This is a genomic window from Pseudomonas sp. KnCO4, assembly GCF_045344305.1.
Taxonomy (GTDB): domain Bacteria; phylum Pseudomonadota; class Gammaproteobacteria; order Pseudomonadales; family Pseudomonadaceae; genus Aquipseudomonas; species Aquipseudomonas anuradhapurensis.
Genome location: NZ_CP174199.1, coordinates 2,855,727 through 2,878,381, shown reverse-complemented (window position 1 = coordinate 2,878,381; position 22,655 = coordinate 2,855,727). Strand labels below are relative to the sequence as shown.

General features: G+C 65.3%; 18 protein-coding genes and 2 pseudogenes. 4 read left to right on the top strand and 16 right to left on the bottom strand.

Features of this window, described 5'->3' with window-relative positions; genetic code table 11:
* Nucleotides 1-113: 113 nt before the first annotated feature.
* Entirely contained in the window at nt 114-971 is an 858-nt protein-coding gene (locus ACJA3S_RS13610) for an SDR family oxidoreductase (RefSeq protein ID WP_170029777.1), read from the bottom strand.
* 221 nt (nt 972-1,192) lie between these two features.
* On the opposite strand from ACJA3S_RS13610, the gene arfB reads away from it, so the two are divergent.
* Both arfB and ACJA3S_RS13600 read left to right on the top strand, forming a co-directional pair.
* Nucleotides 1,193-1,606 carry an alternative ribosome rescue aminoacyl-tRNA hydrolase ArfB gene (gene arfB, locus ACJA3S_RS13605; RefSeq protein WP_225777687.1) on the top strand — a complete coding sequence of 138 codons (414 nt, stop codon included), beginning with the start codon at nt 1,193-1,195 and terminating at the stop codon, nt 1,604-1,606.
* 229 nt (nt 1,607-1,835) lie between these two features.
* A complete protein-coding gene (locus ACJA3S_RS13600) occupies nt 1,836-2,465 on the top strand; it encodes a hypothetical protein (protein ID WP_406818852.1) in 630 nt (209 codons plus the stop codon).
* A gap of 42 nt (nt 2,466-2,507) precedes the next feature.
* Here ACJA3S_RS13600 and ACJA3S_RS13595 read toward each other — a convergent pair whose 3' ends face one another.
* The 3 genes from ACJA3S_RS13595 to ACJA3S_RS13585 form a co-directional block, all read right to left on the bottom strand.
* The gene (locus ACJA3S_RS13595) at nt 2,508-3,053 is read right to left on the bottom strand and encodes a hypothetical protein (RefSeq protein WP_406818851.1); all 546 of its coding nucleotides are present in this window, start codon (nt 3,051-3,053) and stop codon (nt 2,508-2,510) included.
* A gap of 289 nt (nt 3,054-3,342) precedes the next feature.
* Complete coding sequence (locus ACJA3S_RS13590; RefSeq protein WP_406818850.1) at nt 3,343-4,926, bottom strand: rhodanese-related sulfurtransferase; 1,584 nt, start codon at nt 4,924-4,926, stop codon at nt 3,343-3,345.
* A complete protein-coding gene (locus ACJA3S_RS13585; protein WP_406818849.1) occupies nt 4,923-5,531 on the bottom strand; it encodes a cysteine dioxygenase in 609 nt (202 codons plus the stop codon). Before ACJA3S_RS13585 ends, ACJA3S_RS13590 begins: the two co-directional genes overlap by 4 nt.
* 297 nt (nt 5,532-5,828) lie before the next feature.
* Between ACJA3S_RS13585 and ACJA3S_RS13580 the strand changes: the two genes are divergently transcribed.
* Nucleotides 5,829-6,782 (top strand): ABC transporter substrate-binding protein, encoded by a 954-nt coding sequence (locus tag ACJA3S_RS13580; RefSeq protein ID WP_406818848.1) that lies wholly within the window; start codon nt 5,829-5,831, stop codon nt 6,780-6,782.
* 11 nt (nt 6,783-6,793) lie between these two features.
* Nucleotides 6,794-8,113 carry an LLM class flavin-dependent oxidoreductase gene (locus ACJA3S_RS13575; protein ID WP_406818847.1) on the top strand — a complete coding sequence of 440 codons (1,320 nt, stop codon included), beginning with the start codon at nt 6,794-6,796 and terminating at the stop codon, nt 8,111-8,113.
* A 33-nt stretch (nt 8,114-8,146) separates the two neighbouring features.
* On the opposite strand, the gene ACJA3S_RS13570 is transcribed toward ACJA3S_RS13575, so the two are convergent.
* From ACJA3S_RS13570 to ACJA3S_RS13515, 12 genes and pseudogenes are all read right to left on the bottom strand, one after another.
* Complete coding sequence (locus ACJA3S_RS13570) at nt 8,147-10,558, bottom strand: TonB-dependent receptor plug domain-containing protein (RefSeq protein WP_406818846.1); 2,412 nt, start codon at nt 10,556-10,558, stop codon at nt 8,147-8,149.
* Nucleotides 10,559-10,592: 34 nt separating this feature from the next.
* A complete protein-coding gene (locus ACJA3S_RS13565; protein ID WP_406818845.1) occupies nt 10,593-11,087 on the bottom strand; it encodes a RidA family protein in 495 nt (164 codons plus the stop codon).
* Nucleotides 11,088-11,106: 19 nt separating this feature from the next.
* Nucleotides 11,107-12,378: pseudogene (locus ACJA3S_RS13560) on the bottom strand (flavin monoamine oxidase family protein); the annotation flags it as partial.
* Nucleotides 12,375-13,076, bottom strand: a pseudogene (locus ACJA3S_RS13555) (LLM class flavin-dependent oxidoreductase); the annotation flags it as partial. The pseudogenes ACJA3S_RS13560 and ACJA3S_RS13555, both read right to left, overlap by 4 nt.
* Before the next feature lie 30 nt (nt 13,077-13,106).
* Nucleotides 13,107-14,441 carry an LLM class flavin-dependent oxidoreductase gene (locus ACJA3S_RS13550; RefSeq protein WP_406818844.1) on the bottom strand — a complete coding sequence of 445 codons (1,335 nt, stop codon included), beginning with the start codon at nt 14,439-14,441 and terminating at the stop codon, nt 13,107-13,109.
* Nucleotides 14,442-14,513: 72 nt separating this feature from the next.
* The gene (locus tag ACJA3S_RS13545) at nt 14,514-16,133 is read right to left on the bottom strand and encodes a dipeptide ABC transporter ATP-binding protein (protein ID WP_406818843.1); all 1,620 of its coding nucleotides are present in this window, start codon (nt 16,131-16,133) and stop codon (nt 14,514-14,516) included.
* A complete protein-coding gene (locus tag ACJA3S_RS13540) occupies nt 16,130-17,044 on the bottom strand; it encodes an ABC transporter permease (RefSeq protein WP_406818842.1) in 915 nt (304 codons plus the stop codon). Before ACJA3S_RS13540 ends, ACJA3S_RS13545 begins: the two co-directional genes overlap by 4 nt.
* A gap of 1 nt (nt 17,045) precedes the next feature.
* On the bottom strand, nt 17,046-17,996 hold the full coding sequence (locus tag ACJA3S_RS13535; RefSeq protein WP_406818841.1) for an ABC transporter permease: 951 nt from the start codon (nt 17,994-17,996) through the stop codon (nt 17,046-17,048).
* Complete coding sequence (locus ACJA3S_RS13530; protein ID WP_406818840.1) at nt 17,993-19,612, bottom strand: ABC transporter substrate-binding protein; 1,620 nt, start codon at nt 19,610-19,612, stop codon at nt 17,993-17,995. The genes ACJA3S_RS13535 and ACJA3S_RS13530 overlap by 4 nt, the downstream gene beginning before the upstream one ends.
* A gap of 72 nt (nt 19,613-19,684) precedes the next feature.
* Complete coding sequence (locus ACJA3S_RS13525; protein ID WP_406818839.1) at nt 19,685-20,479, bottom strand: class II aldolase/adducin family protein; 795 nt, start codon at nt 20,477-20,479, stop codon at nt 19,685-19,687.
* A gap of 17 nt (nt 20,480-20,496) precedes the next feature.
* Nucleotides 20,497-21,441: a D-isomer specific 2-hydroxyacid dehydrogenase family protein gene (locus ACJA3S_RS13520; protein ID WP_406818838.1), complete on the bottom strand. Its 945-nt coding sequence runs from the start codon at nt 21,439-21,441 to the stop codon at nt 20,497-20,499.
* Nucleotides 21,438-22,571: an acyl-CoA dehydrogenase family protein gene (locus tag ACJA3S_RS13515; RefSeq protein WP_406818837.1), complete on the bottom strand. Its 1,134-nt coding sequence runs from the start codon at nt 22,569-22,571 to the stop codon at nt 21,438-21,440. The genes ACJA3S_RS13520 and ACJA3S_RS13515 overlap by 4 nt, the downstream gene beginning before the upstream one ends.
* Nucleotides 22,572-22,655: the final 84 nt, after the last annotated feature.

Sequence of the window (22,655 nt, the reverse complement as noted above, 5' to 3'; positions counted from 1 at the left end):
ATGATTCGACAGCGCAGAAAACGGCCCGTGATCACGTTCAGCACAAACGCTGATACTGCCATGCAAAAGCGAAAGGCTCGCCAGCACGGCGAGCCTTTCGCCAAGGATCGTCGCTAAAGGATCGGTTTGCCGCCAGTCACTGCGTAACGTGAGCCACTGATGTAACTGGCTTCGTCGGAGCCCAGCAGCACGTAGATCGGCGCGACTTCGACCGGCTGCCCCGGTCGCCCCATCGGATAGCTGGAGCCAAAGTTCCTGACGGCCTCGTCCGGCATGGTTGCCGGAATCAAAGGCGTCCAGATAGGGCCTGGCGCGACGCTGTTGACCCGAATGCCTTTCTTGCCAAGCAGTTGAGCCAGGCCAGCAGTGAAGTTGGCAATGGCCCCTTTGGTCGCGGCATAGGCCAGCAGGCTGGGGGACGGATCGTCGGAATTGACCGAGCTCGTATTGATGATCGAACTGCCCTTGGGCATGGAAGGCAGTGCCGCCTGGCAGATACGGAAGATGGCGGTGATATTGGTATCGAAGGTCTTCACCCATTCATCATCGTCAATCTCTTCCAGGGACTCATGGGCCATCTGAAACGCCGCGTTGTTGACCAGGATGTCGATTCGCCCGAACTGGCTCACTGTCTTTTCGACGATGTCGTAGCAGTGCTGTTTCTGCGCCAGGTCTCCGGGTAAAAGCAGGCATTGACGGCCTGCGGCTTCGACCCAGCGTGCGGTTTCTTGCGCGTCTTCATGTTCATTCAGATAAGCGATGGCGACGTCGGCACCTTCACGGGCATAGGCAATCGCTACGGCCCGTCCGATGCCGCTGTCTGCTCCGGTAATCAGTGCAATCTTACCTTCGAGGCGATTGTGGCCGGTGTACGACTGCTCACCACAATCCGGGTGGGGCTCCATCTTGCGCTGTGAGCCAGGGACACTCTGAGGCTGAGAAGGAAACGGCGGGGTAGGGAAGTCTCGCATGGTAGAAGCTCCTGCAGTTGAGAACATTCATACCGGTTCGAGAGGCCTGGCCCCGGCGTGTTGGTTTCAATCTGCAGTTGGTACGACGAGCGGTGCGGGACATCATTGCAACTGAATTCCACGCCCCATCGCCTGTTCTACCGCACTCAGGTCCAAACTCATTCCGTAGCTCGGAGGCCAAGAAGGCGGCGATAATGGGGGCGATTCCCAGGGGCCATGCCATGCTGACCATCTCCAATAACGTACATCTGCCAGATGCCGAAATCGAACTGAGCTACATTCGCGCGCAAGGCGCGGGTGGGCAGAATGTCAACAAGGTGTCCAGCGCTGTGCACCTGCGCTTCGACATCCCGGCCTCATCCTTGCCCGAGTTCTACAAGGAGCGGCTGCTGGCGCTGCGTGACAGTCGCATCACTGGCGACGGCGTGTTGATCATCAAGGCGCAGCAGTATCGCACCCAGGAGCAGAACCGGGCCGACGCATTGGCGCGTCTTGCCGAGTTGATCATCGCTGCCGGCAAGACCGAGAAGAAACGCCGCCCCACCAAACCGACCCTCGGCTCGAAGACCCGCCGCCTCGAGGGGAAAGCCAGGCGCAGCACGGTCAAGGCGGGGCGGGGGAAGGTGGATTTCTAGTGCTTGTGGGAGCGGGCCTGTAGGCGCGCAGACACCCGCGCCGTTGTTTGACCGGGTACATGGCTTCATCAGCGCATTTCAGCCACGTTTCAGTGGTGCTCGCGTGATCAGGCGCAATCGCAAAGCCAATGCTCGGCAACAGTGATGGCCTTTTGCAATCAACGAAATCCCTCTAGAATCCGCATCGACTTCATGTGAAGCAACTTATTGATCTTGCAAGGAAGATGAAATGCGATTTGTAAAATTCCTGGGGCTTGCCTTGGCTGTCAGCCTCGGTGGATGCGCGAGCTTCACCAAGGATGAGGTAGCGCCTGTGGAACTGCCGTCGATGGCCAGCTACGCGAACAAGCCGAACGTCTATGTGGATTTTGACTTTTTTCAGGGCGATCCCAGTAGCGCTAATGAAGTACCGCAAGCTCGAGACATGTTGAAACCAGAGCTCAAGCGTGCGTTCAACGAATCAGGCCTTTTTGGCCATGTGACCTTTGATGAGTTCGAGAAGCAACCTGGCGATTACAACCTTCGACTCAAGGTCTACAACCATGCGCCTGGTGGTGGGCAGATGGTGCTCGCCTTCATCAGTGGTTTCACGTTCACCATCATCCCGGCATTGGCAACAGATCAATACACCATGAGCCTGGAAACCTTGGACGACCGTGGTCAGTCGCTTGGCAAGAGCAGCAACCATGACGCGATCAATACGTGGATGGGAATCTGGTTCCTGCCACTCGTAGGTAACACCCCGAAAGCAGCGGTTACCGATACTTTCAATCGGCAGGTGAATGCACTGCTGAAGGACTGGTTCGAGAGCAATCGCCTGAAGTATTCCGCTGTCGGTACACCTGTCCCACGCAGCTGAGCCGGTGAGAAATGAGCCGCGACTGCGGCTCTATTTCCGTGTTTATTTCAATGCCTGGATAAACTGCGGGTCGGTATAAAGCGTCTTGAGCAGGTTTTGCAGCATCGGGTTGTAGTTGTTCGCTGCAGCGGGTATGGCGATCGGGCCGAAAAAGCTGCTGTTCCAGTCCTGCTGCACCTGTTTCGTGGTTTCATACAACACCACATCACCCTTGCGCACAGTGAAGTGAGCGGCCAGCTCACCATGGCCGTTGGCTACACCAGAATTGAGTTGACTCTTGATCAATTGGATTTGTAGCTGTCGATCGGCGTGCGGATCAAGCAGGCCGGCATGACGGAGTTCGTCATTGATCGCGGCTTGAATGTGCAGGGGAACGCTACCTTCGGGTGAAGATATCGGGTTCAGACGAACCATGAGCGAGTCCTGGCCGGCGTCAGCTGCAACCTGGGCCTCTTGCACCGGTTGTAGTGGCGCATTCTGCTTGAGCTGTTGAACGTTCTGGAAGTTGGGCTCATAACGGGCCATGGTCACACCACACCCCTGCAGTAACAGAGCACAGAGGGGGAGGGTCAGGTAGCGCTTCTTCACGGCAGGTCCTTGCGTGATACGGAGAAAGCACCATTATTAATTGGTGGCTTTGTGCCATCAAGTCTTGACAGCCAAGTCGCTGCACGGAACGTGCGGAGCAATACACGTCGGTAAACCCTGGCTGCCCTCACGAGCGGTTTCAAGTAGATAAAATGCGCCGTAGAGCGGCCGGTTGCGCATGACAGATGTGTTTGCCTGAAGTTCTTCGTTGCCTGTGAGACCGAGCGCCGCCCGCGCGGCGCTCGGTCTCACAGGCGCTACATCCCCCAAGGTGAACACTTGTCCAGGCTCACAGCACCTTGAACCCATGGGTGCCGTCACGCTCGAGTTGGGCAATCAGCCCAAATTCCCAATCCAGATACCCCTGCATCGCCTCGCGGGGATTGTCCGTGCCCTCGTACGGGCGCCGGTAGCGATCGCTGCGTGGAACGGCAAGCCGCGTTTCGCCGGTTTCCAGCGGTTGCCCGGCCGCGATCCAGCGTGCGGTGCCACCTTCGAGCACGTACACCGGGGTTCGCGTCAGGGCCTGCAGATCGCGCGCGGCAAAGCGCGCCAGCAGGCTGCTGCCACAGGTCAGCACGAAGCGGCTGGCCTGGGGCAGGCGTTCCAGCACTTGCCCCAACTGGGCACGGATTGCCCAGTAGGCACCGGGGATATGGCGCTTGACGTAGTTGGCGCTGGTGGTGAAATCGAGCAGCACGGTGCCGTCCTCCTGCAGCCAGCTGGCCAGTTGTTCGACACTCACCGCGCTGACTGCGGGTAATTCCGGCAGCGCTGGCTGCCATTCGCCAGTCGCGCTGAAGTCCGCCGCGACCAGGCCATCGAGCACCGCCACTTGCCAGCCCATCTGTGCCAGCCATGAGGCGCTCATGTTGGCGCGTACACCGTCGTCATCCACCAGCACGATGCGCGCCCCGCGCACGCTTGCCACATGGTCGGTTTCCTGCACCAGCTGACCACCCGGTACCGAGCGGCTGCCAGGCAGGTGCCCGGTACTGTATTCCTCGGGCGTGCGCACGTCGAACAGGTAGGTGGTGCGCCCGGCTTCGGCCTGCCATTGCGCCAGCCCGGCGCGGTCCAGGCGCAGGACCCCGGCACGGTCGGCCACTGTTCGGGCCTGGCGCGCCGCATTGGCACGGGTGCCGGCACCGACTTCGCTGAAGCGCCGCTGCTGACCGTGGGCCAGTTGCTGGCCGGCCAGGGTCCAGCCGATGGTGCCGTTGCGCAGGGCCGCCACCGGGTTGGGGATGCCGGCGTTGACCAGGGACTGGGTACCGATGATGCTGCGGGTACGCCCGGCACAGTTGACGATCACCTGGGTGTTAGGGTCCGGCGCCAGTTCGGCCACGCGCAGCACCAGTTCGGCGCCGGGCACGCTGATGCCGCCTGGAATGCTCATGGTCTGGTATTCGTCGAAACGGCGGGCATCCAGCACTACCACGTCAGCCTTTTCATCCAGCAGCGCATGCACCTGCTCGGCGGCCAGCGACGGCGTGTGGCGCACGCTCTCTACCAGTTCGCCAAAAGCCTTGCTGGGTACGTTGACGTCGCGGAACAGCTCGCCACCGGCGGCGCGCCAGCCAGCAAGGCCGCCTTCGAGTATGGCGACGTCGCTGTAGCCCAGCGCCAACAGGCGTTGCGCGGCCACGGCGGCGAGGCCTTCGCCATTGTCGTAGACGGTGATGGCGGTATCTGCCCGCGGCACCCGGGCGAGCACCTCCAGCTCCAGTTTCGACAGCGGAATGTTGGCGGCGAAGAGTGGGTGGTCCTGGGCGAACGGGTCTTCTTCGCGCACGTCGATCAGGGCGAGTTCCTCCCGGGCCAGCAGGGCGTGGCGGATGTCGTGGTAGTGGCGGGTGGTGACGGTGCTCATCGGGCAGGGTTCTCGCTGGACAGGTCCCAGATGTTGGGCAGGTGGGTGTTGGAGTAGCCGGAAATGAACGGTTTCTCGCTGCCGTCCACGGCGTATACGGCGCGCTTGACCGCGCCGATGTTGCCGCCGTAGACGTGGATGCTGATCGAAACCTGGTCGCTGAAGGCATTGCTGACTTGATGAATGTCGCCGATACGCGGCGACACCGCTTCCACCTGGCCGGGCGCCAGGCGCACCGCCGCGCCCTCGAGCCGCAGCGCGCCCTGCGCGTCGCGGGCGAAGCCCTGGGCGAGCTCGGCGCCGCGCAGCATGCCGATCAGGCCCCAGACCCGGTGGTCGTGGATGGGGGTCTGTTGCCCGGGGCCCCAGACGAAGCTCACCACTGAAAAGCGTTGGCGCGAGTCGCAATGCAACAGGTACTGCTGGTAGCGCTGCGGATCGGGCTGGGCAAGCTCACCCGGCAACCAGTCGTCCTCGGCGACCAGTTCGGCCAGCAGTTGCTGGCCATGGTCGAGCAGGGTGGCCTCGTCAGGTTGCTGGTCGAGCAACGCGGCGAAGCGGTCGATGAAATGACGCAAGCGCTCCGGGCGCAGGTTCTGGGTCATGGGGCAGGCTCGGCTTTCGGGTTTGTAGTAACCCTAGCAAACCTCTTTTCTATTCTCAAAATGCAAAATGATAATAAGCTAATATGCGAAAAACGCATTTACACAGGCGCTGTTCTGTTTTGAAATGGTGCCGGTCGCAAGCATGAGGTTATGCCTAATGCGCATTTCACAGGCCGGCGAACACGCTTTAAATTATAAAAAACGCTAAATCAATGCCTTAGGGCTATAAATAAACCCTGGACGAGACCGCACGCGCGGATCGCCTCACATACCCCAGGCGGGTATCCGGAGACGAACGTGCGCTACATCAAACATCTGGCCGCCACGCTGCTGGCCACCACCTTCAGCCTTGCCGCCGCTGCCCAGAGCCTGGTAGTCGGTGACCAGAGCTACAATGCCCGTGCGGTGATGGAAGCGGCCGGCGTGCTCGACAACCTGCCCTATACCCTGGAGTGGAAGCAGTTCACCGCAGGTTCGCCGGTGGCCGAGGCACTCAACGTCGGCAGCCTCGACATCGGCCTGCTCGGTGATGCGCCGCCGTTATTCCTCGGGGCCCTGGGGGCGCCGATCAAGGTGATCGCGGTCAGCCGGCAGAACCTCGAAGGCGTGGCCATCCTGGCGCGCAAGGATTCGTCGATCCACAGTCTGCAGGACCTGCGCGGCAAGCGCGCGGCGATCTGGAAAGGCTCGTGGAGCCAGCAACTGCTGTTCAGCGCCCTGGACAAGGCGGGTGTGCCGCGCGATGACCTTGAGCTGCGCTACCTCAGTGCCCTGGATGCTTCCCACGCCCTGGATGGCGGTGCGGTGGACGTGATCGCCACCTGGGAGCCTTATGTCACCCAGCAGGAGCGCCAGGGCGCCCGGGTGCTGGCCACCGCCGAAGGGGTGATCCCGGCGCAGAGTTTCGTGGTGGCCAACAGCAAGGCCGTGGAAAACAAGCGTGCCCAGATCGCCGATTTCCTGCAGCGCCTGAAAAAGGCCCGCGACTGGGCCCTCGACAACCCGGCCAATACCGAGGCCTACGCCGATGCCTGGGCCCAGCGCACCCGCGCCGACCGCGACATCGCCCGTGCCTGGTTCGCCCGCGCCCGCACCGACCTGGCGCCGTTGAACCCGCAGGTGATCGTCGACGCGCAGAAGACCGTGGACTTCTTCGCCGGGCTCGGCCTGATCAAGGCCTACCCAGCCGCAGAGCTGTTCGACAACTCGTTTGGCGCGGCCTTCCAGACGGCCGATTCCAGCAGCCATTGAAAGGATTTCCCGTGAGCAAACGACAGATCAAACTCGGCGCCCTGACCATGGGCTGCGGCGGCCCGGGCCGGCATAACCTGTGGCTTGATCCCGAGCTGCCAGCCGACGCCAGCGTCAGCATCGACTGGTACATCGACATCGCTCGCCAGGCAGAGGCGGCACTGTTCGACCTGATATTTATCGTCGACAGCCAGTTCATCACCCCGGGCTCACCGTCGCACTACCTCAACCGCCTGGAGCCGCTGACCCTGCTCTCGGCGCTGGCGGTCAGTACCCGTCATCTGGGCCTGGTCGGTACGCTTACCACCTCCTACAACGCACCGTTCAACGTCGCCCGCCGGCTGGCCTCGCTGGACCTGATCAGCAAGGGCCGCGCGGGCTGGAACGTGGTCACCAGCGGCGATGCCGGCACCGCCGGCAACTACGGGCTGGACGAGCATTACGACTACGACACCCGCTACGCCCGGGCCGAGGAACATGTGCAGGTGGTGCAAGGCCTGTGGAACTCCTATGAAGACGATGCCTTCCCTCGTGACCGGGCCAGCGGTCGCTTCCTCGACCCGGCGAAGCTGCACGCCCTCGACCACAAGGGGCCGCACTTCTCGGTGGTCGGCCCGTTGAACATCCAGCGTTCGCCGCAGGGGCAGCCGGTGATTTTCCAGGCCGGCGATTCCGAGCAGGGCCGCGACCTCGGCGCCGCCACTGCCGACGTGGTGTTCACCCACGCCGCCAGTATCGAGCAGGGTCAGGCCTTCTACCGCGACATCAAGGCCCGTGCCGCGCGCTTGGGGCGCGATCCGGAGCAACTGCTGGTGCTGCCGGGGGCGGAGATCTATGTGGGCGATAACGACGAGCATGCCCGTGAGATCGAACGCCACTACCACCAGGTCGACCACAGCTTCGAACTGGCGCTGAAGGAGTTCGGGCGCAATTTTGGCTGGCATGATTTCAGCCAGTACGACCTGGACGCGCCGTTCCCCCAGCAAAGCCTGGAATATGCGCGCAGCAGTTTCTTCACCAACGCCAAGCGTATCGCCGACCAGGCGCTGGCCAAGGGCTTCAGCTTGCGCCAGGCGGTCGAGTTCGGCCGTCAGTTGCGACCGGGGGCTTTCGTGGGCTCGGCTGAAACGGTGGCGGCGAAGATGACTGAGTGGTTCGAGGCGCGGGCGCTGGATGGTTTCAATATCTACATTGGCCATCCGGGACAGTTCCGCCGGTTTACCCAGGAGGTGGTGCCGCTGTTGCAGGCGCGCGGGGTCTATCGTACTGCCTATGAGGGGACTACCTTGCGTGACAGCCTGGGTCTGCCGATCCCGCGCTTCAGCCGCTAGATCGTCGGGGCTGCACCAGCAGCCCCGACTGCCTCAGAAGGTGTAGGTCAGCCGCCCGAAGTAGTAGCCCCCGGTGAAGCCATACGGCGAATACACGCCGTACCCCTTGACCATGGTCTTGCTGCTTGGCGCCTGGCGCTCGGGGTACACGTCGAACAGGTTGCGCGCCCCGATCGCCAGCTCCAGGTCCTTGGTCAGCTGGTAGCCCACATCCACGTCAGTGATCCAGCGCGCCTTGTACTCGCGGTCCAGCGAGCGGTCGTTGGCCGCATTCACCTCGCGCCACGAGCCGTAGCGGGTCAGCCCCAGGTTGACCCGGTAGCGGTCCAGCCGCCAGTTGCCGCCGAGGATCAGCTTGGTGTGCGGCTGCACCTCGGTCAGCAGGTTGCGCGCCTGGCGGTTCATCAGCTCGTATGAGGTCCCGAGGATGCTCACGCTGTCCTTGTAGGCGAGGATCTCGGTGTTGTTCCAGTTGAAGGCCGCCGTCCACTTCACGCTCCCGGCACTGCCCAGGTCCTGGTCATAACTGCCCACCAGGTCCAGGCCTTTGGTGCGGGTGCTGGCGCCGTTGGTGAAGTACTGGCCGCCCGAGGTCGAGTCGATGCCGTTGGCCAGCAAGGCCTGGGTCACTTCCGGGCCGAGCAGGGTGCCGGTCAGGGTAATGCGGTCGCGCACGTTGATCAGGTAGGCATCGGCGGTGAAGGCCAGGCGCTCGCTCGGCTGCCAGGCCAGGCCAAGGCTGTAGTTGGTGGATTTTTCCGGTTTCAGCGGCTCGGCGCCCAGGGCCTGGGCCGCGGCAGAGTCCACCAGCAGCACGCCGTAGTTGATCGACTGGTATACGCCGTCGACCACGCCGTAGGTGGTGGAGCGCGCGCTGAACAGGCTGTTGGCCAGCGACGGGGCGCGGAAGCCGTTACTCACAGTGGCCCGCACGGCCAGCTCAGGGGTCAACGCGTAGCGCGTGGTCAGCTTGCCGCTGCGGGTGGCGCCGATGCCGCGGTCATAGTGCTCGTAGCGCAGGGCCGCGCCCCAGTACCACTGGGGTAGCGGGTTGAAACCGACATCCAGGTAGCCGGCGTAGCTGTTGCGGCTGGCACTGCTGGCTTCGGCAGGCGAGATGCCGTTGGTGACCTGGGCGCCTGAAGCTGCGCAATTGCCAGGCGCCACACAGTATCCGCCGTCGGCCCAGCTGGCCCAGTCGCCGGCCTGGACCTGGTAGGTATCGCGGCGCTGCTCGAGGCCCCAGGAGACGTCCAGGGGCCTGGCCAGGCCGACCTCGAAGCTGCGCCGCAGGTCGAGGTTGCTGGTCAGCTGCGAGCTGACCCAGGTGCCGGATTCGAAATGGTCGGGCGTGGCCTCGCCCAGGGACGGGTTCTGGTTGTTCCAGGTGCCTTGTTCGGACTGGTTGCGCCCGTAGGTGCTGGACAGGTCCCAGTCCCACTCACCGGCCAGGCCCCTGGCGCCGAACGCCGCCTGGTAGTCGTACTCTTCGATGTACCAGGTAGGCGTATAGCCGGAAGGGCGACCGTTGGGCCCGGTGGTGATGGTGTTGACGATGGTCGGCAGGCGGAAGTTCTGGCCTTGCTCGGCCTTGCGGTAGGACCAGGTGCTGAACGAGTAGAGGGTGAGGTCGTCCTGCAGCGGCAGTTCGGCGTTGTAGCCCAGGGTCAGCAGGTTGATCTTCGGCGTGCCATAGCCGCCGTAGGTGACCTTGCCGGCCCGGTCCAGGGCTTCGGCCTGGCTGTAGCCGTTGGCGCTGGCCTTGTTGTCGTCGTTCTGGCTGCGGGCGTCGAGGGCCAGCTGGACGACACCGTCGCGGCCGATCTCGAAGCCTTTGTTCAGGTTCTGCTGCACGGTCTGTTTCTTGCCGTCGTAGCCTTGGCCGACGCTACTCACCGCCGTGCCACTGGTGTCGGCCTTGAGAATCACGTTGATCACCCCGGCGATGGCGTCGGAGCCGTACTGGGCAGCTGCGCCGTCACGCAGCACTTCGTCATGGTCGATGGCCGCGATGGGGATGAGGTCGAGGTCGCTGGGCGCCGCACCGGCGTTGATGCCGCTGATGTTCAGGGTGGCGCTGGTGTGGCGGCGCTTGCCGTTGACCAGCACCAGCACCTGGGCGGCATTGAGCCCGCGCAGGTTCGGTGCGCGGGCCATGCCGCTGGCGTCCCAGCCGGTCTTCTCCGGCAGGGTCAGCGACGGCACGCTGGCACTGAGGGCTTCCATCAGGCCGGGCTTGCCGGTTTCCTGCAGTTGCCTGGCGCTGATCACGTCGATCGGTACCGGGCTGCTGGTGATGGTGCGTTTCTCGCTACCCCGGTTGCCGGTGACGATCACCGTGCCGAGGGCCTGGGCGGCGGGTTCCTCGGCCAGGCCGGGAGCGCCGTGCAGCCCGGCGGCCAGGGCCACGCTGAACAGCGGGGCCGTTTTCAAAGCTTGCTTCATGCACGCATTTCCTTGTCTGGCAGGGCGGGCGCGCTCACGGCGCCTTGGCCGCGATCGCGTCGATTTCCACCAGCGCGCCCGGCAGCGGCAGGGCCACCACCTGGATGGCCGTGCGGGTCGGGGTGCGGGGTTGTTCGGCAGTGGCGAAGAACTCGGTGTAGGCCGCCTGCAGCCCGGCGAAGTCGAGTGCGCCGCCGTTGGCCGGGTCGCCTACCAGGAACACCCGCAACTGGACGATGTCGCCCAGGTCCAGGCCTTGGCGCTGCAGCGCCGTGCGCAGCTTGTTCAGCACCGAGCGGGTCTGGGTTTCGGTGTTGCCCAGTGCGGCCGTGCTGCCCTTGGGCGCGTTGGGGTCGACGACATCCGGCAGGGTGCCACTGACGAACGTCAGCTGGCTGCCGGCCGGTACCGTGACCAATTGCGAGATGGGAAAATTCGAGCCGGGCGGCGCGATCCGTGTGATGCGGTCGGCGTGGGCGTTGAGGCTGAGCGACATGAGCACTCCGGCAAGCAGGAGAAGACGAGGCATGGGCAAGGTTCCTTGCAGGTCAGGCGGCGACGCCGCGGGTGGGCTGGCTGGCATGGCGGGCGATCAGGGCCACCACCCGGCGGGCGGATTCGGCTGCGCTGTTCTGCCAGATGCCCACGCCACCATGGGCCAAGGCATCGCTGGCCAGCCAGGTGCGGCCCTGGGGCTGGTTGAGCAGGTCGTAGCCCGGCTGTGCGACTTCGTCATGGACGATCCACGGGGCTTCGCTGAACGGGATCTTCGACCAGTTCACCACCACCGGCCGGCCAAGCTTGTGGCTGTGGCCGGGGTGCAGCGACTCCACGGCCTGGCGCGACGAGGCCACCTGCGCCTGCAGCGACTTGGCGGCAAACTGCCGGGCCACCTCGCCGGTGTTGTAGGTTGCGACCAGTACGCCCTGGGCGCTGTTGAGGTGATCGCTGGGGTACCACAAGGTGCGCGCCTCATGGTTGATGTAGCTGAGCCCGCCGTAGATCTGGAAATCGGTTTCCCAGAAGCGCGGTGATTGCCAGGCGACCTTGTTGGCCTTGTCGCCTTCGGCGCTGGCAATGGCTTGCCTGAAGGCCTGGTCGAAGTTGTTCGGCAGCTTGGCCAGCAACGGCAGCGGCAAGGTGACGATGGCGTAGTCGGCGTGCTCGACATGCTGCTGGCCACTCTTGCGGTCGCGCCAGGTCACCCTGGCGCCGGTGGTGCCGGTGTCCAGCGCCAGCACTTCAGCGCCCAGGCGTACGCTGTCCTTGACCTGGCGGTAGAACGCCTTGGGGATCTGGTCCATGCCGCCAACGGGCTGGAACATGGTCGAGGAGAACTCGGGGATCTCGTCGAATACCAGGGGCAGCAGCAGGTTGCTGTCCAGCAATTGCTCCAGCGGCACCGGCTGGCGCTGGATTGGCGTCTGGTCGCCGGCACCGGCAAAGCGTGTGTAGCCGGCGCGCACCGAACCGCGGTACTGCTGCTGGCTGTCGAGGTCGCCATAGACCTTGAGGAACGCCAGCAAGGCCTTGCGCTGGCTGCTGCTGAGGTCGGCATCGAGGCTGTTGCGGTTGATGCTGCGCGCCAGCAGCTCGCTGAAGTGCCCGCGGGTGTCGTTGACCGCCTGGCGCAGCAGCAGCGGCGGGCGGGCCAGGTCCGGCTGGGCCAGGGCATTGCGGCTGCTGTTGACCAGCACCTGCAACTCCACGCCCAGCTCACGGCAGTAGCCCAGGATGGTCAGGTGATGGCTGGGCAGGCGTGCCGCGCCGGCGTTGAAGAAGTGCCCCGGGTCGAACTCGACGGTTTGCGAGCTGCCGTTGCACCGAGGATCGGCCGCAGCGACAGGCTGAAGCGGATATGGTTCTCCCGCCCGTAGCGGGCAGCGGCCTTGCGTACCTGGGCAATGCGCTCGCGCACTTGCGCCAGCGGCTCACCCCACATCATGTAGACATCGGCGTGCCTGGCCGCGACTTCCACTGCCGCGTCCGAGGCGCCGGAGAAGTACACGGGCAGCTTGCCCACGGGTTTGACCAGGGTCAGGTTGTCTTCCACCCGGTAATGCGTTCCGTGGTGGTCGAACGGCGTGGTCTGCGTCCAGGTATTGTGCAGCACCTCCAGGTATTCGTCGGTGCGGGCGTAGCGGGCATCCTTGTCGAGGAAGTCGCCGTCGCGTTGTAGGTCGCCGCTGTCGCCGCCGGTGATCACGTTGATCGAGGCTCGGCCACGGCTGAGCTGGTCGAGCGTGGCGAACTGGCGGGCGGCGAAGGTCGGGGCCTGGAAGCCGGGGCGGTGTGCCACCAGCAGGCCGATGCGCTCGGTCAGTGCAGCGACGTAGCTGGCCAGGATCATCGAGTCCGGCGCACTGGTGTTGACCGCCAGCAGGGCCTTGTCGAACCCGGCGTATTCCTGGGCCTGGGCGAACGCCTTGATGAAATCCAGGTCGACCAGCGGGCCCCGCGGAGCCTGGGATTCACTGCTTTCCTGGGGGCCGATGAGGCCAATGAATTCGAGGGTCATGCGGTGGAACTCCTTTTCAAGGGGCGGCGGTCAGGCGACGGCGGCCTGGAGGCGACGTTGGGTATTGCGGTTGCTCGGTACGCCCAGGCCGAAGCTGTCGCGCAACGTGCTGCCGGTGTACTCGCTGCGTACCAGGCCGCGCGCCTGCAGCAGGGGGACCACCAGCTCGGTGAAGTACTGCAGGCCATCGGGCAGCAACGCGTTGATGATGAAGCCATCGGCGGCGCCGCCCTCGAACCAGCCTTGCAAGGCATCGGCAACTTGCTCTGGGGTCCCTGTGAAGTCCCGCCGCGGGCGCGAGAAGCGCAAGGCAATCTCGCGCAGGCTCAGGCCCTCGTCGCGGGCCAGCTGTTTCAGCTGGTCGGCGGTGCCCTTGTGGCTGTTGTCGCCGAGGCTGCCCAGGTCGGGGAACGGTGCATCCAGCTCATGCCGGCTGAAGTCATAGTCGTTGAACGGCCGGCCCAGGGCGACCAGCGCGTCTTCGATGCTCACCAGGTCTACTGCCTGCTGGTAGCGGCGCTCGACCTCGGCTTCATCGCGGCCGACGATGGGGCGGATACCCGGCAGGATGAACAGTTGTTCCGGGTCGCGGCCATGGCCCGCGGCGCGTTGTTTCAGGTCCTGGTAATAAGCGCGGGCATCACTGAACGACTCGGGGTTGACGAAGATCGCGTCGGCCTTCTGCGCGGCGAAGTTGCGCCCGTCCTCCGACACCCCGGCCTGGAAGATCAGCGGTTGGCCCTGGGGTGAGCGCTGGATGTTCAGCGGGCCCTTGACCTTGAAGAACTCGCCTTGGTGGCCCAGGGTGTGCAGCTTGGCCGGGTCGAAGAACTCGCCGGTCTGTTTGTCGCGGGTGAAGGCGTCGTCTTCCCACGAGTCCCACAGGCCCTGGACGACTTCGACATGTTCACGGGCGATGCGGTAGCGCACGGCATGCGGAGGGTGTTGATCCTTGCCGAAGTTTTCAGCGGTGCCCGAGAGCCATGAGGTGACCACGTTCCAGCCGGCACGACCGCCGCTGATCAGGTCCAGCGAGGCGAACTGCCGGGCGACCTGGAAAGGCTCGGTGTAGCTGACCGTGACCGTGGCCACCAGGCCGATGCGCGAGGTCACAGCTGCCAGTGCCGAGAGAATGGTCAGCGGCTCGAAGCGGTTGAGGTAATGCGGGCTGGAGCGGGCGTGGATGTGCAGGCTGTCGGCGATGAAGGCAAAATCGAACTTCGCAGCCTCCGCCAGTTGTGCCTGTTGCCTGTAGTAAGCGAAATTGACGCTGGCGTCGGCCAGTGCCTCGGGATGCCGCCACTCGCCCCAGCCGTGGCCGACACCATGGATCATCGCGCTGAGATGGATCTGTCGTTTGCTCACGTTCAATACCTCTGGCCAGATAGGCCTCAATGTCTGATCCACGCGGCACGCCCGTGCCGCGTGGCACAACGGTCAAACCGCCACGGGCAGTACGCTGCGCGAATGCCCAGGGATGGCCTCGATCAGCGCTCGGGTATAGGCGCTGGCCGGCTGGCCGAACACCTGCAGCGCCGGCCCTTGCTCGACCACCTGCCCGCGCCGCAGCACCAGCACCTGGTCAGCCATGCTTGCCACCACCGCCAGGTCATGAGAGACCAGTACGTAAGCCATGCCCGATTCGCGCTGCAGCTCATCCAGCAGGGCGAGGATCTGTGCCTGCACCGATACGTCCAGTGCGCTGACCGGTTCGTCGAGCAGCAACACGTCCGGTTGCAGTGCCAGGGCCCGGGCAATGGCCACCCGCTGGCGCTGGCCGCCGGACAATTCCCGCGGCAGGCGGTCGAGGAAGGGCAGCGGCAGGTGCACCCTGGCAACCAGTTCGCGGGCCTTGCGTTCCAGTGCCTGGCCCTTGAGTAGGCCGAACGACACCAGCGGCTCGACGATGCTGTCGAACACGGTGAAGCGCGGGTCGAGTGCGGCAAACGGGTTCTGCTGCACCAGCTGGATGCGCCGACGCAGGGGGCGGAACTGCCGCCAGCTGAGCGTGCTGACCGCTTCGCCGGCGAACTCGACCTGCCCCTGGCTGGGCTTTTCCAGCCCCAGGGCAATACGCAGCGCTGTACTTTTGCCTGAGCCCGACTCGCCCACGATGGCCAGGGTCTGCCCGGCGTGCACTTCAAGGTTCAGGTCATCCAGGGCGGTGAAGGGGGCAGGCTGCCCCGGCAGCGCAAAGCGTTTGCCGACGTTGCTCAGGCGCAGCAGCGGCGCCTGGCCCGGCACCACGCCCGGCCTGCGCCGCGGCACGAAGGCCGGCGCTGCATCGAGCAGAGCACGGGTATAGGGATGCTGTGCACCCCAGAGTATCCGCCTGGGGGAGGCGTGCTCGATGAGCTTGCCCTGCTTCATCACCAGCAGGCGGTCGGCGCGGTCGCATGCCATGCCAAGGTCATGGGTGATGATCAGCAACGAGATGCCGCGCTCGGCCACCAGTTGTTGCAAGTGGTCGAGAATGCGCCGCTGCACCGTTACATCCAGTGCGCTGGTGGGCTCGTCGGCAATGATCAGCCGCGGCGCGCCAGCCAGGGCGATGGCGATCAGTACCCGCTGGCGCATGCCGCCGGACAATTCGTGGGGGTACTGGCGCGCCCGCAGCGCTGGCTCGTCCAGGCCAACCTGGGCCAGCAAGGCCAGGACTTCGCTGTGCACCTCGCGGTAGCGCCGGCCGCGGGCCAGCACCAGCGCCTCGGCGATCTGCCGGCCAATGCGCAAGGTAGGGTTGAGGCTGACCATCGGGTCCTGTGGCACCAGCCCGACGGTACGCCCGCGCAACTGGCGCTGGGTGCGCTCGTCGGCCTGGGCCACATCGACCCCGTCGACCCACAGCTGGCCCTGGTCGATTTGGGCATTGCCGGGCAGCAGGCCGAGCAAGGCGTTGGCCAGGGTCGACTTGCCCGAACCGGACTCGCCGACGATGGCCAAGGTCTCCCCCTGGGCCAGGCTGAACGACAGCTGGCTCACGGCCTGGGTGCGTTGCCCGGCGAAGGCGTAGCTGACACTCAGGTCGCGTACCTCGATCAACGGCGACAGGCTCATCGGGCATGCTCCTCGGCGCTGCGCGCCAGGTGGTTGAGGCTGAACACCACGGCCACCACGAACAGCCCCGGCAGCAGGGATACCCAAGGCGCAGTGATGAGGAAGTGGCGGCCGTTGGCGATCAGCGTGCCCCATTCCGCCGCTGGCGGAGCGGCGCCGAAGCCGAGGAAGCTGAGCCCGGCGGTAGCCAGGATGGCGGCGCCGAAGTCCAGGGTGGCGAGCACCGCCACCGGGCCCCAGGCGTTGGGCAGCACGTGGCGCAGCAGCGTGCGTGCCCAACTGGCGCCGCCCAGGCGCGCGGCTTCGACATAGGGCAGGGTCTTGATTCGCAGCACTTCGGCGCGGGTGGTGCGGGCGAAACCCGGAATGATCCCGACCCCCACGGCGACGGCCACTGGTACCGTGCCGAAGCCGATGGCCGTGACGATGGCCAGTGCCAGCAGCAGGCCGGGCAGGGCCAGCAACACATCGATCAGGCGCATCAGCGCCGCGTCGATGCGCCCGCCGGCAAAACCAGCCAGTACACCTAGACCCAGGCCACCGAACAGGGCGATGACCACCGCCAGCAGGGCGGCCATCACCGACAGGCGTGCGCCGTACACCACCCGGGTGTAAAGGTCGCGGCCCAGCTCGTCAGTACCGAACCAGTGCGCCAGGCCGGGGGCGCTGAGCTTGTCGGCAGGCGACGTGGCATAAGGGTCGTAGCTGGTCAGCAGGTGGGGTGCCAGCGCCGCGCACAGGGCAAACAGCACGACCAGCAGCGCCAGGCTGAAGCCGGGTCGGCGCAGCAACGGGAGCAAGGTTTGCCATACGCGCTGCCAGCGTGTGCGACGCTTCCAGGTAACCGCAGGGCGAGCCTCGTCGTTGGCGGGTGCGGTGCCAATCGGGGTCAGGGAGATATCGAGGGTCATTTCAGTTCACCTTGGCCGTATGGGTGATGCGCGGGTCGAGGCAGGGGTAGAGCAAGTCGACGAGCAGGTTGACCACCACGAACGCGGTCGCCGATACCGCGACGATCGCCAGCACTACCGGGATGTCCTGGCGCAGCACGGCCTCCTGTGCCAGGCGGCCGACGCCGTTACGCGAGAAAATGGTCTCCACCAGCACGGCGCCAGACACCGTATTGCCGACCTGCAGGCCGACCAGGGTCAGCAACGGCAAGGCGGCGTTGCGCAGGCCGTGACGGGCCTGCACCTGGGCCCGGCTGAGGCCTTTGGCGAAGGCAGTGGTGATGTACGGTTCCTGCCACACCCCCTGGAAGCCGCGTTGCAAGACCTGGGCGTAGACGGCGGCGCTGGGTATCGCCAAGGTGATCGCCGGCAGCACCAGGCTGGCAAGGCCCTGGCTACCGGTGGCCGGGAACCAGCCGAGGGCGAAGGCGAACACCTGGATCAGCAGCAGGCCCATCCAGAACACCGGCACCGAAAAGCCCAGCGAAGGCAGGCGGGCCAATGCCGTCTTCAGCGGTCGCCATTGCAGGTAGGCGGTCAGGTAGGCCAGACCGACCCCGGCCAGCAGCGACAGCACGATGGCAGAGCCCGCCAGCGCCAGGGTCTGCGGCAGGCGCTCGGCCAGCAGCGCGGTGACCGGACGCCCCAGGGACAGCGACTGCCCAAGGTCGCCGTGCAACGCGCGCCACAGCAGGTCGAAGTACTGCTCGAACAGCCCTTTGTCCAGCCCGTAGTAGGCGCGGGCCTTGGCCAGGTCCTCGGGTGACAGGCCGTCGGCCTCCAGGCCCGAGGCACTGAGCATGATCGCCAGGGTATCGCCGGGCAGCAGGTAGAGAATGAAATAAGTGATCGTGTAGGCACCCCACAGCACCAGCAGCGCCTGGCCGATACGGCCGGTCAGGTAGCGCTTCATGGCTGGCCGACCTGGATGTCGCTGAACAGGGCGAAGCCTTCTGCGGTCCAGCGGAAGTCCTTGACCCGTGGCGCGGTGGCGGCCTGCCAGACCCGCTCGTACAGCGGGAACGCCGAGGCTTCGTCAATCAGCAGGTCCTGCAGCTGGCCATAGGCCTGTGCCCGCTGCGGATCGGCGGTGGCAGTGATGCCACGGTCAAACAGTACCTGGGCCTTGGCCAGTGTGTGTGGCTCGTAGGTGTTGGTGGCCAGCGTGGCGCTGTTGGCCGAGCGGGGGTCGAGGATGGTCTGCAGGATGATCGGGTCGGCGCGGGTCATGTAGGTGGAGGTCAGGTCATAGTTACCGGCTGCGTTGCCGGCAACCCATTCGGCACGGGTCAGCACATTCAGCTTGAGATCGATACCCACCTTGCGCAGTTGGTCCTGCACCAGCACGTCACCGGCGCTTTCGGCCGGAGTGAGGTTGTAGCGCAGGGTCAGGCGCTGGCCGTTCTTGTGCCGGTAGCCATCCTCGCCCTTGCGCCAGCCAGCGGCATCCAGCAGTTGCTCGGCGCCTTCGGGGTCATAGGCAAGCTTGCTGGCCTGTGGCTTGAAGTACGGGGTGGTGACGTCATACACGCCGCTCACCACCGGGAACGCTGCGTTGTACACGGTGTGCGCGTAGCTGCTACGGTCGATGGCTTTCTGCAGCGCCAGGCGCACCTGGCGGTCGGCCAGCAGGCGGTCGTTGCGGGTGTTGGGGTAGAGGTTCAGCGCCGGGCCTGGCAACGAGCGGCTCTGGATGGTCGCGCCCTTGGCCTGGAACAGCTTGAGGTCGACTTCCGAGAACGGGTTGCGTGGCCACAGGATGTCGGCCTTGCCCTGCAGGAACAGGCCATTGCGCACGCTTTCTTCAGGTATGTAACTGATCTCCACGGCCTCCACGTGGGCTGGGCCCTGGTTGCGCATGTTGGCCGACGGCCAGGCGTAGTCGGGGCGCTTGACCAGGCGTGCGCCGACCTCGGGGGTGTAGTGCTCGAGGATGAACGGGCCGGTACCGATGATCTTGCCTAGCGAACGTTCCTGCGCGCTCAGCTGGTACGAGGCCGGCGCGAGGATCGCCAGGTTGGTGGTGGAAGTCGCCTGCAGGAAGCCGGCATTGGGCCGTGACAGCACCAGCCGCACGGTAAAGTCGTCGATGACCTCAGCGTGGTCGTAGCCGGCGAGGTAGGTGGCACCAAAGGTGGCGGGCAACTGGCTGGCGAAGGCTTTGTTGCTGTCGAAGGCAGCTTTCACGGCGTGCGCATCGAAGCGCTCGCCATTGCTGAAGGTGACGTCCTGGCGCAGGTGGAAGGTGTAGTTCAGGGCGTCGGCACTGATCTCCCAGCTTTTTGCCAGCCACGGGATGATGCGCCCGCTGTCCAGGTCCTGGTCGGTGAGCGATTCAGCGACGTTGCGCAGCAACACGCGGTGTTCCAGCCAGTAGACCTGGAAAGGGTCGACGCTGACCAGGGTGGTGTTGTCGCCCCAGAAGGCAACGCTGAGGGTTTTGCTGGTGGTGCTGTCGTCGGCGGGCGAGCAGGCAGCGAGGGCCAGGGCCAGGCAGCCGGTGGCGAACAGGCGATGCAGTGGGGGCATGGGATGTCCTTCGATGAGAGAGGGTTATCTGTACCCGCGAAGAGGCCGGCACAGACGACGGTTGCCTTGCAATCAGTCCTGGTAATCGCGGCCCTCGCGATCCAGCTGCCGGATCAACGCATCCCAATGCCGCTGGATACCTTCGCCCTTGCCATCGGCAAACCGCTTCGATTGCTCATGCACCTTGGCAATCGCCGCTTGCGGTGCATGCAACAGCTGGTCATTGCCCCCGGCCTGGGCCGCCACCTGGATGTTGCACGCCCGCTCCAGCCCATGCAGTTCGCGGAACGCATGCTCCACGCTGATGCCGCCGGTGAGCAGCCCGTGGTTGCGCAGGATGAGGATGTTGCTGTCGCCCAGGTTGGCCACCAGCCGCTGCTGCTCGTCCAGGTCCAGGGCCACGCCCTCGTAATCGTGGTAAACCACCCGGCTGTAATAGGCCAGGGCGTGCTGGGAAATCGGCAGCAGGCCGTCGCGTTGGGCCGACACCGCCGCACCGTCGCGGGTGTGGGTGTGCAGCACCGCCTTGAGGTCGGGCCTGGCGCGGTGAATGGCGCTGTGGATCACATAGCCGGCCTGGTTGATACCCAGGCCCAGTGGGTCGTCGATGATCGTGCCGTCGACGTCCACCTTGACCAGGTTGGAAGCGCTGATTTCGTCGAACAGCAAGCCAAAGGCGTTGATCAGGAAGTGTTCGTCCGGCCCCGGCACGCGGGCGGAGAAGTGCGTGTAGATATGGTCGGTCCAGCGGAACAGCGCCGCCAGGCGGTAGGCTGCGGCCAGCTTGACGCGTACCTCCCATTCTTCGGCGCTGACCCGCTCGCGCACATTGGCAGAACGGGGCGTGATGGCAGACAGTGAACTCATGGTGTGCTCTCCGGTAATCAGTAGCCGCGTGTGGTGTCGACCAGGTTGGCCAGGGGCGCCTGCGCGCGGTAGCGGTGGAAGTTGGCGAGGAAGGCTTCAAGGAAGGCGGGGTAACCCTCCTCGGAAATGGCCGAGGTATGGGGTGACAGAAATACCCGTGGGTGGTGATACAGCGGGTGGCCGACGGGCAGCGGCTCGGGGTCGCTGACATCCAGGCTGGCACGGCCGATCAAACCGCTGTCCAGGGCCTCCAGCAGGGCCTGCTGGTCGAGCAGCGCACCCCGGGCGATGTTGACCAGATGCAAGCCAGGGCGGGCGTCGCTCAGCACCTGGCGGTCGATCAGGCCGCGGGTGGCAGGAGTGAGCGGGGCGGCCAGCACCAGATGGTCGCTGCCAGCGAACAACTGACGCAGGTCGTCGGCACGTTCCACACCAGGTATTTCGGCAATTGGCTGGCCAGGGCGGCTCAGGGCCAGCACCCGCATACCCAGTGCCACGGCCTTGCGCGCCAGGCGCTGGCCGATGCTGCCGAAACCGAGAATACCCAGGGTGCGGCCACGCAGCGGCGCCAGCGGGGTCAGGCGCCAGTCGGCATCCTTGACCCAAAGCCCTGGCAGGTGCTTGGCAGCGGCGAACACCAGGGCCAGCGCGAACTCGGCCACCTGCTCGGCGTTGCCGCCCTTGCCGCTGGTCACCGGCGCGCCTTTGAAGACCCAGTCGGGGTAGAAGTCGATGCCCGAAGACACCAGCTGCACCCATTTCAAACCCCAGGGCCAACCTGGCGGCGGGCTGTCGACGCGCTGCCCGCGCACATTGACCGGGCGCAGGATGAACACATCGGCGGGCGCTTCGAGGGCCAACTGGCCGGGGGCGATGTCGAGCACTTCATGGTCTGGCAACTGCTCGCGCAGCTGCTGGTTGGCCTGGACGTCGAGCTGGCTGGCAATGATCGAATGGCTCATGGGCGGACCTCCGTCAGCGCGGCGCGGCCGACCTGGCCGAATACCACGTCGTCCTGCGGGGTGTGAATGCGGCTGCAGAGTACGTCGCGGTAGTGCCGCTCCAGCGGGTTGCGTCTCGAAAGTCCGGGGTTGCCGGCGGCCTCGACGGCGAGGGCCACGGCCTGGATGGCATTGCTGCTCACCAGGTGCTTGAGCTGGCCGGCGTGCTGCGCCGCCGTTTGCCCGGCGACAGCGGCATCGAGCAGGCTCTGGTTGGCGAACAGCAGCGTGTCGATGCGCCCCAGCACATCCTGGAAACGCGCCAGGCTGGCCAGCGGTGCACCCAGGTTCGACGGCGTGCGCTGCTTGAGGAAGCCCGCCAGCCAGTCGCGGGCGGCGCGGGCCACGCCGTCATACACCGCTGGCAGCAGCACGGCCATCCACAGCAGGCCGTGGCCATCGAGTTCGGCTCTCGCGGCACTGGCGGGGCTGGCGCTGACGGCGTGGTCGAGAGGGATCAGCACGTCATCGAATCGCACCTCATGGCTGCAGGTGGCACGCATGCCCAGGTGGTCCCAGTCGTCGATGATGGTGATCCCGGGCGTGTCGCGGTGCACCAGGAAGCCGCCCACCAGTGGGTCGGCATCGTCGCTGCGCGCCCAGACCAGATACCAAGTCAGGCCGTGGCTACCGGTGGAATAGATCTTGCGCCCGCTCAGGCGCCAGCCTTCGGCGGTACGCCGGGCGACGGTGGCCGGCAAGCCGCCGCGGGCGGGGCTGCCAAGTTCGGGTTCGACGCGCAGCGCGTTGATCAGAGCGCCCTGTTGCACGGCTTCACGGGCCACGCGCTGGCGCAGGTGCTCGGGCCAGCGCGCTTCGTCCTGCAGGCGGAAATGCTGCAGGTACTGCATCACCAGGATCAACGCGGTGGCCGGGTCGCCCTTGCCGACCGCGCCGATCACCCGGCGAGCGCTGGCAAGGTCAGCACCGCCGCCGCCGAGGGCCTGGGGCACGGTGAAGCCGAGCAGGCCGTGACGTTGCAGCAGGTCGAAGTTGTCCTGCGGAAACTGGCCGCTGCGATCATAACGCTCGGCATTGGCGGCGAGGGCCTGCGTCAGCTCGGCGAGGGCGCTGTCGGAGGGGTGACTCATGGGGTTTCATCCCTGAATGACGGTAAGTGCTTAAGACCGTATTCGTATGGATGAAGGCTGTAAAAGTCTTTTTTGTTCTATGCT